The following is an 11,938-nucleotide window of genomic DNA, read 5'->3' on the forward strand; positions in this document are numbered from 1 at the left end:
TAATTCTTTCGTGTGCGTTTAATATTTGCGGAACCGATAGCCGCTTCCCCATACGGTTTCGATAAACTTTGGATTGGCGCTGTCCTTTTCAATTTTCTCACGGATCCGATTGATGTGTACGGTAACGGTAGAGATTTCACCGATAGCATCCAGACCCCATATTTTCTCAAACAGCTGATCCTTGCTGAAAACGATATTCGGATTCTTCGCCAGGAATACAAGCAGCTCAAATTCTTTGTTTGGAAGAACGAGAGACTCACCGTCCAAAAAAACCTCATGGGAGTTTAAATCAATCATCAGATTTTCGATTTGCAGCAGATTCTCTTTCTTCTGTGCTCCCTGTGTCAGCCGTTCATAGTTGGCGATTTGTGATTTCACTCTTGCAATCAATTCGCTTGGATTGAACGGCTTTACGATGTAATCATTGGCACCAAGACCCAAACCTCGGATTTTATCCATATCCTCACGCTTGGCTGATACCAGAATGATCGGTACATTTTTTGATGCTCTCAGATTGCGGCATACCTGAAAGCCGTCCTCCTTCGGCAGCATGACATCCAGCAGAATCAAAGCAAAATCCTCCTGCAACGCGCGTTTCAATCCGCTTTCTCCATCCTCGCAGATTTCAACCTCATAGTCATTCGCTTCCAGATAATCCCGTTCCAGCTCTGCAATCGCTCTGTCATCCTCTATAATCAATATTCGTTTCATAGCGTTGTTCCTCCTTGTAAAAGCGGTAGTCTAATCGTGATACAAAGACCCTTGTTCAATTCTCCGCTGGCGCTTATATCACCCTTCATCTGGGTTATGATTTGTTTGGTAATGGAAAGACCCAGTCCGTTTCCCTTCACCTTGGAGCTTCTTGCAGGATCGCTGCGATAGAAGCTGTCAAACAATCTTGGTGCCTGAGATGGGTCGATTCCGATTCCATTGTCCTGAAATGTGAGAATGCATTCCTGCTTATCGCATTCCAGTGTGACATCAATGTGCACCGGATCCGCACTTCTATATTTTATACTATTCTGACACAGATTGTCTAATACTCTAATGAAATGTGTGCGATCCATTAAAACCTGTACCATATGAGGGGCATTGTTATGAAAGTTCACAACTGCATGGTCATAGCGGGAAGCACATTCCTGATACCAGTCCTGTAAAAAGTCTGATAGATTTACACATTCATCATGAAACGGCACCTGTCCCAGATCCAGCTTGGATAAGAGAAAGAGACTTTCCACCAGCGCATTCATCGCATTTGTCTTCTCTTGTATGATATGCAGATAGTGCTGTTGTTTTTCCGGAGTATCCGCAATTCCATCCAATAGACCGTTCACGTACCCCTGCATGGAGGTAAGCGGTGTGGAAAGGTCGTGGGAGATGCCGGCGATCAGCTCCTTGCGATTCAAATCATATTGGGACCGCAGCTGTTCCGATTCGATGAGCTGCTTGCGCATCGCTTCAAAATTAGAGCACAGCTCACCGATTTCATCCTCTTTTTCAACCATTATCTCCTGCTGCAGATTGCCGCTTCGTATTTCACTGGTTGCCTGATTCAGGTCATACAGTGGAATCAGGATATGCTGTGCCAGCTTTCTGGTTAAAACGGCACCCAGCGCTACAATGAATAATACCATGAATACACCGGTTGCGACAATCATGATTTTAATCATCAGCTTGGTATGCTCCCAGGATTCATAGGAATCCTCAGGAAAGCTCAAATCCTTGCCGGAAAATGTAATACGCAGGGTTTTATCCGCAGCATTTTTCAGCTCTGCCTGATATGCCATGCCGTTTGCATTCCATATAATATAAGGAAGCTCGTACTGCTTCACAGCGGCTATGCTTTCAAATTCGCGCTGCATGGTATCGCGGTTACTGCCGGCGCTGTGGTATAGGATTTCATCTTTTTTATCATCGATTTCTTCCACAAAAATATGAAGACCTGACTTTTCGAGCTGTGCGAGAATACGCTCGGCTTCCTCCGTGATATGCTCACTGCCTGCCAGCTCGTCATTCATTGTTTTGATCAGCAGTGTAGGTCCGTAGTTTGAGGTGTTTAACAGGACATTGCGAATCAGTGCAGCCGGGGAGTGCGTCACAAAGGAAAATCCCAGCAGCAGGGAAAACAGGATGAAGCATACAAAAATGATGGGAATGAGAACCATCAGAAAATTGGAAAGCAGTATTTTTTTACGTATGGATATATCTCTATATCGCATGTTACCACCCCTTTGCATGTTCATTATGTAGGAATTCATCATGAAAAGCAAGGGAAAACGACAGTGTTAATAGAAAGTATAGAATCTTGCAGGTCTGTAGTATTATGTATGCATGCACCAGGCATTGCTTCAACTGCTGATCAGTTCTATACAAACAGACAATCCCATGAAGAGTGGACAATCGCTGTTCCCTATGTTACGATACACATAGACAAGAACGGAGGGGTTCCGTATGAAAAAAATACTGCTTCTATGTCTTGCGTTTCTCTGTCTGGGCAGCTTCACCGGATGCAGGAAGGCCGAGAATAAAGCAATCGCTGCTGATCAGGAACAAATTCTGGAGGAAAGTGAATTTTCAAAGCTGTTGAAGGATGACAAAATATTGAAGGTTTCATCAATGGATACGGATATTACTGTAAAGCTTGCATCTGTTCCTGAGGACCTGATTGTTATGGGAGAGCTTTTGAATGCAGCAGGTGAGCCGCAGTATGATCAAGCTGTGAAGATTTCATTTCAGAAAAAAGATGGAGATATTGTCTTTCAAAGTGAAGCACTTCTTTTGAGTGCTGTAAGCAGTGATTCGGACATTTTGAAAAAGAGTCTGCTTGCCTATCGTATTCATAGTGATAGCGAGAACATCGACTGGCATCTTCTTGTGCAACTGCAGGATGTATAAAGCTTAATCATAAGAAAAGCTTATCCTATATGAAAACGGTCCTTACTCGATTTCGGGCGAATAAAAAATTTCAAATCTACTGTATTCTTCAATAGATCTGAAATCTTTTTTATACATCTACCCTAAAGTAGAAAGAACCTATGAAAACATGGATAAGCTTTTTTTCTATTTTAAGAGCCTGCCTTTTGCAGCTTTTTCTTTGCTTTTTTATCCTTGATCTTATTCACGAGATGCTTCCAGTTCGGCATGTATTCCCCTTCCTGCTGTTCCTTCTGTTTGCGAACCTTACGCTTTTGCTGGATATCCTTATTCTGTATCCAGCTTTTGACGAAACGCAGGTATTCTCTTGGATTGCCCATACTGAAATCCCCGTGTGTATAATTCATCAGCATGAAAATCTGTGCGTTGCTCAGTGCCTCCTTCAGAAGATCGGCACTTTTTTTCATACTCTTCTTTTCCCGCTGACCTACAAGAATGGCTGTTTTGCAGGTGACCTGATCCAGATTCTCAGGCAGCTGAAAGGAGCTGACTGCGTCCAGTATACGCTTCAGGTTTTCCTTCGTCATTGCCTGATAATTACGATAATAATCATCAAAGGCATAATCATCATTGAACACCGTGTAGTACATGAATTTATTGAACCATTTTTTTCTTGCAAGCGGATTGGCGTAAATACCGGCATAGGCACTCCAGCTCTGCAGCTTCACCGGCTGCATCATTGCGCTTTCAATCATGGCATATGCGCATAGATCCGGCTTCATGGACAGCATGGTAACGGCAATCTGCGCGCCCAGTGAAAATCCGGATAAAACCTGAATATGTCCGTCGTAGGTATCCTGAATGTAGGCAAGAAGCTCTGTTGCACACTGCTGTATGCTGATAAAAGGCTTATGTGCTTCACTGCCATGGCCATCCAGTATCGGGATAACCAGCGTATAGTCTTTTTTTAGTTCCCGTATTTCCTCCTGAAAGCTGAAGGCGGACAGACATTCTCCGTGAATATACATGTAGACCGGCTTGTTCTTCTGAACATAGGTTTTAAATTGCATGATGATCGACCTCACTTTATGCTTCCATTATACGACAGGAAAGGGCTGTCAGCGGATCAACTTCTTGCGGAGTCTTTTGCAGAAAATTAACCTTTGCTTTTTACAATATTTTCTATATGATATATGGTGAGGTAGATAGCTTATGAACAAACGTGCAAGAGAAATCATTTTCTGGATCATGGAAAAGCGGGATTATCAGGAAACCTGTACCATTAATGATCTGATTGAAAAATTCAAGGTATCGGAACGAACGATTCGCTATGATCTGGAGGGAATCACGGATTTTCTTCTGGAAAACAAGCAGAAGCCGATTCAGCTTTGTGAGCATGGAATCATCGAGTTGCAAAAGGATACCGATGCCATCCGCTCCCTGCTGGGACAGAATGATTTTTATTCCTTCAAGCTGAGCAAGGAGGAGCGCATGCATATGATTCTGTATCTGATTGCGAATACGAGTGAGCATGTGACGCTGCAGCAGCTTGCGGATATTCTTTTCGTATCCCGTTCCACTGTGATTCATGATGTGGATGAGGTTCGTAAAAGCTTACAGAAGCATGATCTGGAAATTGTATCTCTGCGCAGGGGCTTGCGTATTCAGGGCAGGGAGAGCAGCCGCAGAATTTTATTGATGCATCTGCTGCGTATGCCATATGTACAGCAGTTTCGCTCAACAGAATATAAGAATATGATGTCTTTGCAGGATTTGGAAAGTCTGAAGCGTATGATTAAGGATGCAGAATTATCAAGCAGCCGATTTTTAACAGACGGTTCCTTTGAAGACCTGCGCCAGTATCTGATGCTTACGATTGAGCGCTATCATAAACACCGGTTTGTGGAAATCGATTACGTCTCCCAGCATGTATCCACGCAGAAAATGGCAAACCATCTAATGAACAAGATGGAGGATTATTTCGGTATGGAGCATCGACTGCAGGAGGAATATTTACTGGCGGATATTCTGTATAATATGCATTATCTCAAACGCAATGATGCAGATGAGAAGATTATGCAGATCCAGGTCATTTCCAAGCAGTTTATTGATGCTGTTGCCAGCGATTTAAATATTGACCTGCGCAATGATTTTCAGTTTTATCAGAATCTGACCAATCATCTGCAATCTACATTTAAGGATCTGGATATGGGCTATGACAGTGACAATGAGCTTTTGTATGAAATCGTGAAGAAGAATCCGGAGGTTGTCGCAGCAATCGAGAAAAATCTACAGCCGCTGGAGGCTTTTGTACAAAGAGCAATCACCAGTGAGGAAATTGCCTATATTACGATACATGTATGTGCGGCAATGGAGCGCAACCGTTATCAGGGCTCGCAATTCACGATTCTACTTGTATGTAATTCCGGAGTGGGTACCTCACAGCTGCTGTTAAGTCGGTTAAAAAAATACTTTCAGTTTTATGTGGCAGATGTTTTGCCGGTACATGCGCTTGCTAATTATGATGTTACAGGAATCGACTTGATTATTTCGACCGTACCGCTGAAGGAGGAGCGCTGTGAAACCATCATCCTGCATCCATATCTGAGTGATGAGGATTGTATTTTGTTAGGAGAAAAGCTGGAAACGTTAAAAAGCGATATGCATCGCGTGAATTCCAACCCAAACTTTCAGCGTTTACAGACATTGATTGCGAATTCCATCGCCATCAGTCCGCTGGATAAGGATGAAATCTATAAGAATATTATTCGGGATCTGCAGTCGCATTTCTTTCCCATCGCCCCTAGTGACAAGGCAACACTTCGCGAGCTGCTTGCCGGACATATCGAGGTGGATGTGGAATGTGCAGACTGGAAGGAGGCTGTCAGAAGAAGTGCGCAGCCCTTGCTGGAACAGGACTATCTGAGTGAACAGTATATTACGCAAATGATTCGCAATATTGAAACAATGGGACCGTATATCGTACTGGCACAGGGCTTTGCCTTACCGCATGAATCGCCGGATGTCGGTGGAAAGAAGCTGGGGATGCAGCTGATTCGGCTGAAGCATCCGGTACCGTTTCACTCGCAGTTCTATGATCCGGTGGATTTTGTATGCTGCCTGTCTACGATAGATAAGGACTCGCATTTGAAGGCTATGTTTCATTTAATGAATCTGTTATCGAAAGCGGATTTCTGTGAGAATATCAGAAAGGCGAAAACCGCAGAGGAAGTATACCAGATATTTTATGAATATGAATCCATTTTATAAACAGCTCTTTGCAGGAAACGGTAGGAACGTACTGCCATGCGTAAAAGGGCTCATGAATAAAGTATCATACACAATATAAAAAGCTTTCAGAGGAGCTGGTATACGCATCTGAAAGTTTTTTTAACTATAATGAAAATAAAATCATTATATAAATTGCAGGGCTTATGGTTTGGTAAAAGAAGAATAATAGAGCTGTTAAAAAACAGCATAAAAAAAGTGAAATCCCTACGGATATCAGTATGGCTTCAACGAAAAAAACACCAGCTTTCGCTGGTGGATATTTATTTTATTCTGCCAGCAGAACTCCTGTATAGGTCGCAGCCATCGTATCCCCCGTTATATCCATACGGTTTATTTCGATACATTGCAGCTGACCATGCAGGGATAAGGAGCCGCTGTTTTCCTGAAATTGCAGTGTTTCCGGAAATTCTATAAGCTCTCCCGATTTTTTGGTTATGGTAACACTGCGAAAGTGGAAAGGTGCAGGAATCAGTTTCCCAACCTTTTTGTAAAGTGAATTTTCTGTCAGTTGAACCTTTGTGTCCTTTGTCACATATGCACTATCCAGCTTTACGGATACGGTTTTACCGATATCAAAGCGCTTATCAATTCCGGTTTCCTTAATTACATGTTCTTCCGATTGTGACATGGTATTGCTCCATGGCTCCGGATTTTCTTTTGCACCGATCGGCATGGATACGGCAAGACAGGCTGTCATAAGTGCAGCACATGGTAAAAGCTTTTTTTTCATAACATCATTTCCTCCCTATTTTCTGTTCAGTGATTAGAACTATATCTAGTATTATATCATGAAAAAACGGGTTCTCCTCATTTTTCAGGCTAATTGTAAAATTATGCATAACAATAAAATCTGCGTTTATAAAATTAAATTTGTGGCGCAGCTTTCACCACGCGGATACCATTTTGCCGATAAGCCTCCAGCAGACTTTCATCCGCGTCCTGATCTGTGATAAGCGTATAGCTCTGTTCATGAGATATTGCAATGAAATCACGGCTGTTCAGCTTACTGGAATCACAGAGGACATAGACCTCCTCCACAATAGAGAACAGTGTTTCCAGCAGACCGCTTTCCACCACACTGTCAGTATACAGGTTTCCCTTTTCATCTATCGCATTCACACTTAAAAAAGCTTTTGACAGCTGAAATTGCTTCAGATTTGCCTGTGCTATCGGACCGGTCAGCGTGAGGGAATTGCTGCGCAGCTCACCACCGAGCATAAAAATGGTTAATCTGGAATCCTGATACAATTCATATGCCACATTCACAGCATCAGTTACGATTGTTAATGGCAGATTGTGCAGAAGGGCAGAAGCGAATATATCCATTGTAGAACCGCTGGCAAGAAAAATACGATCATGCTCCTTCAGAAAGCCTTTCGCAATACGGGCAATCTCCTGCTTTTGCTTTGTATGCAGCTTACGGCGCTTTGCAAACGGTGTCTGTGCGTCAAAGGTTTTCTTCTCCTTTGCGATGGCACCGCCATGTGTCCGAATCAAAGCTCCCTTCTGCTCCAGCTCCATGAGATCACGTCGTGCAGTCATGGCTACGATGTGGAAGCTTCGGCATATCGTATGTACATGAAGCTCTCCCTTATCCTGTAAAAAGTGCAAGTATCGCTTTCTGCCGTTCCTGTTTTGTCATTGTTATCACCTATTCTCACTATATCATAAAATGTTCGTTTCAAACAATAAAAATAAAAAATAATTGAAAAATAAACATTGAGCTTGAATAGTATTTCTGTTTTTTCACTTTTGTACTATGATGAATGTGCGAAACGAACAATTAAGGAGGAATGTATATGAAATGTGTTGCTGTTGGAGATATGTTTCTGTCAGAGGAGGCATTCACAAAGGTACTGAAGAATCACGCACTGTTTTGTTCCTATCAGGGCTTTTCATGGAAGGCGGATTTGGATCGGGTTTCTACCCGTACGCTGATTCGCAATATTGAAACAAAGGGAAGTGAAGCATACAAAATAGAAGGGAAATTGAAGGATGCTATGCTGGATGCGGATGTGATCTTCGTTCATATGTGTCCGGTGGGAAAAGAAATCATTGAACAGGCATCGCACTTGAAGTATATCGTTACGGCAAGGGGAGGTGTGGAAAACATCGCGGTGGAAAGTGCGAAGAAAAAAGGAATCAGAGTTATTCACTGTCCCATGCACAACGCCTTTGCCGTTGCTGAGCTGACGGTTGGGTTAATGATTTGTGAAACACGGAATGTGACAAGAGCAGACAGGTCCTTACGCGAGGGAGTCTGGAGAGAATCCTATCCGAATACCGGATCAATACGGGAGCTTAGAAGTATGACGGTTGGTTTAATTGGCTTTGGTGCAATCGGTCAGCTGGTCGCACAGCGCCTGCAGCCGTTTGGATGCAGCATCATGGTACATGATCCTTATCTGGATGCTTCTGTGATTGAGCAGCTGGGCTGTATCGCGGTTGATAAGAAAACCCTGTTAGAGGAAAGTGATATCGTTTCCCTTCACGGGCGTATCGGACCCAACGATCCACCGATTATCGGGCGTGAGGAATTAAGGCTTATGAAACCAGTCAGCTATCTGATCAATACGGCAAGAGCGGTACTGGTGGATATGCAGGCACTAGAAGAGGCTCTGCAAAACGGCATCATCATGGGGGCAGCGATTGATGTATTCCCAAAGGAGCCGTTAACGAAAGAGGATGCAATCATTCAGCTGGATAACTGCACGCTTACCAATCATCGTGGGGGGGATACGCTGGATTCTTATGAACGCAGTCCAGAACTATTGTTAAAACAGCTTAAAGAAGCCGTAGATACTGGTTATACAAAGTACATGATATAAAGATTTATGGGGCGAGAACATTTTGTATAAGGGCTTGTAGTGTGGGGATGAATATTGATTGATATCCTGAGGGAGACGAGGAGAAACTATATGAAAGTAGAAGAAACAACATTTTTAAATGATTACATTGCGATGGCAGATTACGGAGACAAACTGGGCTGGCATGAACGCAATGGCGGGAATTTCACGTATTGGATGAAGCCGAAGGATGTTGCAGATGTAAAAGATGAATTGCACGAAGATGGTAAATGGCTTCTAATTGGTACCACTGTGGATAATCTTGCAAATGAATATTTTCTAATCAGCGGCACGGGAAAGTATTTTCACAATATGAAAAAGGATCCGCATAATACGATTGGAATCATACAGGTTGATTCTACCGGTACGAAGTATCGGATATGCTGGGGTCTTGAACATGGAGGCCGTCCTACCAGTGAGTTGCCTACTCATCTTATGAATATGGCAGTCAAGGCAAAGCTTACCAACAATGAAAACCGTGTGATTTATCACTGTCACTGTCCCAATGTGATTGCACTCACCTTTCTGCTTCCGCTGAAGTCGGAAATCATCACAAGAGAGATTTGGGAAATGATGACGGAGTGCCCGATTATCTTTCCCGAGGGGATTGGTGTTGTAGAATGGATGGTACCGGGGGGCCGCGAGATTGCGGTTGTCACAAGCAAACTGATGGAAACCTATAATGCGGTCATATGGGCGCATCACGGCATGTTCTGCAGTGGCGTGGATTTTGATTCCACCTTTGGGTTAATGCATACGATTGAAAAGAGTGCCGAAATGTGGATCAAGGTACATTCCTGTCGGCAGGAAAAGCTGCAGACAATTCCTGTGGAGGGCTTTCGTGATTTGCAGGAAGCGTTCCATGTAACACTGGATGAGCGTTATTTATACAAAAAATAATTACAAATTTAGAAGCCTCTGATAAATAAAACAGAGGTTTCTTTTTGTTGTATAACATAGGGATAAAGAGGAAAAATGACCGTTCAATACCTAATATGACCGCTTGCATGATATTCTATGTACAAATTTCAAATTTATAGTATGATGAATGTGCAAATATTTGTTACAGCATTGCAGCTGCATAAAGAAATCTTAATTGATTATGACAGAGGTGAATATGAAAAAGGTAAATTTGATATGGCTCATCTTTTCGATAGCATTGAGCATAGAATTATTGTATAAAATCATAACAGCAAAAGGCTTAGATTTTTTCGATATATTGACACCGATTTTATTGGTTCTATCAATTAAGGCTATAATTGATGAAAAAAGAAATAGCTATTAAAAAGGAATATGTCTTATATTCTATAAACAATTAGGAGGAATATATATGAAAAAAATATTATTGATTTTATCTATGATTGCAATATGTGTTACTGGTTTTAATCCCTTTTTAACAGCATATGCGCAGGAAAATCAAAATACTGTAGAGGTAAGCAATACAGAATTAGAAATGTTTATCAATGTATTGGATGAAACAGATCCTGTATTTGATAGAAAAAATATAATTGAAGCAAGTGATGAAAATGGTATAAAAACAGTGGTTATAGATGATGGGAAAGATGGCTTTATTCTTTATGAAACCCCCACGAACGATGAAGAACTAAACGGGGATTTTAATCCTCAGACAAAAGGTGTTATTCGAACGATTATAGGGATCATTAGCGCGGTGTATCGTGGTGGAAAACTTGTATGTACAGTTGTGAAGAATATTCAAGGTAGCGATATTTGTGGTGCTATAAGCAAGCAAATTCTTGCTAGTTTGGCAGTAGGAAAAAAATATAAAGCAACAGCTTACTTATATAAAAATCCGAATTGCCAACCAATGCATTCCCAGCAATGCAACATGTATCCAAATGTATATTGGAAAACAACAGTTGTTCCCGCATAAATAAAACTATTTTACGTTACTTTACAGTTAATCAATAATATAGCAAAAGGATAATAGTTCGATCAGTTATTTTCCGTTTTCTTACTATGATGTTGATTGAATTTCACACTATCTTGTGTTGGCTGTGAATAGTAACTATTATATCTATTAGAAAGATGTGTAAAAATTCATTATGTTTCAGTAGATTGAGTGGTGAATAGAAATCCTGAGTTCTCTATAAATTAATTGTTTTAATAATCAAAACGATAGAAAAAAGCAATTACTGAGTAAGAATAGCTAATATAATAGATTTTGGGTTTAAGAAAGGGGACCATAGATGAAGCCAAATCATAAAGAGTTTTATCTCATATGTTCTGTTATATTTCTTTGTTTCAGTATATTCACGTTAGTCTATCTGGATATTCAGCATAGAGGGTACCAAGAGATACAACTGCTTGCACCTATATGTCTGATTATCTTTGCGCTAATATCTTATATATGTTATCGGAAAAAGGATATATAAAAAAATTCGCTTAACAAGTTATATCAAAAAAGGATTTGATTCTATTATTCAGAATGAAATCCCTTTTTTTAATTGGATGAACTATATATTTATGTTCTATTGCTATTATAGTTTATATAATTGGTAGAACTTATCTTATAATCTATTTCATTTTTTTCTAGTCAGAATCAGCAAAATGCATGAAAGTGAAGCAAGAAATGAGATAAGGAGCAGAAGCCAGTACAGCATCCCATAGGAATCAAAATATTCTGTGACACTGATCATCTCATCCAAAGCGATTCCACCGGTCCAAAGAAATACCATAGAAATAGCCAGTGTTCCAAGTGAGCAGAGAAGCAGTAAAGGCAATACTAATTTTTTAAAACTTGACATAAAGATCCTCCGTTTCTATTTATATAAGCTTTCTAAGCTTTCGCATGCCTGCTACGCAACTAATTGGATTCAGCATTGAACATCATCAGGTACGCAGATAGCTGCAAATAGGAAAATGATTTGATTTGCAGAAGGGGAAAACCACTGCCTTATCATATACTT

At 41.1% G+C, this 11,938-nt stretch carries 11 protein-coding genes; 5 read left to right on the forward strand and 6 right to left on the reverse strand.

The window, feature by feature from the left end; all coding sequences use genetic code 11:
* Positions 1-18 precede the first annotated feature (18 nt).
* Both NE665_RS03190 and NE665_RS03195 read right to left on the reverse strand, forming a co-directional pair.
* Positions 19-711 carry a response regulator transcription factor gene (locus NE665_RS03190; RefSeq protein ID WP_117443487.1) on the reverse strand — a complete coding sequence of 231 codons (693 nt, stop codon included), beginning with the start codon at positions 709-711 and terminating at the stop codon, positions 19-21.
* Positions 708-2,219, reverse strand: a complete 1,512-nt coding sequence (locus tag NE665_RS03195; RefSeq protein ID WP_117443488.1) for a HAMP domain-containing sensor histidine kinase — start codon at positions 2,217-2,219, stop codon at positions 708-710. Before NE665_RS03195 ends, NE665_RS03190 begins: the two co-directional genes overlap by 4 nt.
* A gap of 232 nt (positions 2,220-2,451) precedes the next feature.
* Between NE665_RS03195 and NE665_RS03200 the strand changes: the two genes are divergently transcribed.
* The gene (locus NE665_RS03200; RefSeq protein ID WP_117443489.1) at positions 2,452-2,895 is read left to right on the forward strand and encodes a hypothetical protein; all 444 of its coding nucleotides are present in this window, start codon (positions 2,452-2,454) and stop codon (positions 2,893-2,895) included.
* A 170-nt stretch (positions 2,896-3,065) separates the two neighbouring features.
* Here the strand turns inward: NE665_RS03200 and NE665_RS03205 are convergent, their stop codons facing one another.
* Positions 3,066-3,944 carry an alpha/beta hydrolase gene (locus NE665_RS03205; protein ID WP_117443490.1) on the reverse strand — a complete coding sequence of 293 codons (879 nt, stop codon included), beginning with the start codon at positions 3,942-3,944 and terminating at the stop codon, positions 3,066-3,068.
* 142 nt (positions 3,945-4,086) lie between these two features.
* Here NE665_RS03205 and NE665_RS03210 point away from each other — a divergent pair, with 142 nt between their 5' ends.
* Positions 4,087-6,144, forward strand: a complete 2,058-nt coding sequence (locus NE665_RS03210; RefSeq protein WP_117443491.1) for a PTS sugar transporter subunit IIA — start codon at positions 4,087-4,089, stop codon at positions 6,142-6,144.
* Between the two features lie 286 nt (positions 6,145-6,430).
* On the opposite strand, the gene NE665_RS03215 is transcribed toward NE665_RS03210, so the two are convergent.
* Positions 6,431-6,895 carry a hypothetical protein gene (locus NE665_RS03215; RefSeq protein ID WP_117443492.1) on the reverse strand — a complete coding sequence of 155 codons (465 nt, stop codon included), beginning with the start codon at positions 6,893-6,895 and terminating at the stop codon, positions 6,431-6,433.
* Positions 6,896-7,029: 134 nt separating this feature from the next.
* Positions 7,030-7,776 (reverse strand): DeoR/GlpR family DNA-binding transcription regulator, encoded by a 747-nt coding sequence (locus NE665_RS03220; RefSeq protein ID WP_233104554.1) that lies wholly within the window; start codon positions 7,774-7,776, stop codon positions 7,030-7,032.
* Positions 7,777-7,964: 188 nt separating this feature from the next.
* On the opposite strand from NE665_RS03220, the gene NE665_RS03225 reads away from it, so the two are divergent.
* The 3 genes from NE665_RS03225 (at position 7,965) to NE665_RS03235 (ending at position 10,902) form a co-directional block, all read left to right on the forward strand.
* On the forward strand, positions 7,965-8,993 hold the full coding sequence (locus tag NE665_RS03225; RefSeq protein ID WP_117443494.1) for a 2-hydroxyacid dehydrogenase: 1,029 nt from the start codon (positions 7,965-7,967) through the stop codon (positions 8,991-8,993).
* Positions 8,994-9,083: 90 nt separating this feature from the next.
* On the forward strand, positions 9,084-9,911 hold the full coding sequence (gene rhaD / locus NE665_RS03230) for a rhamnulose-1-phosphate aldolase (RefSeq protein WP_117443495.1): 828 nt from the start codon (positions 9,084-9,086) through the stop codon (positions 9,909-9,911).
* Between the two features lie 430 nt (positions 9,912-10,341).
* Positions 10,342-10,902, forward strand: coding sequence for a hypothetical protein (locus NE665_RS03235; RefSeq protein ID WP_117443496.1), 561 nt, complete (start codon positions 10,342-10,344; stop codon positions 10,900-10,902).
* Between the two features lie 649 nt (positions 10,903-11,551).
* Here NE665_RS03235 and NE665_RS03240 read toward each other — a convergent pair.
* On the reverse strand, positions 11,552-11,776 hold the full coding sequence (locus NE665_RS03240) for a hypothetical protein (protein ID WP_117443497.1): 225 nt from the start codon (positions 11,774-11,776) through the stop codon (positions 11,552-11,554).
* Positions 11,777-11,938 lie beyond the last annotated feature (162 nt).

Source organism: Clostridium sp. DFI.1.208, assembly GCF_024463855.1.
GTDB lineage: Bacteria > Bacillota_I > Bacilli_A > Erysipelotrichales > Erysipelotrichaceae > Clostridium_AQ.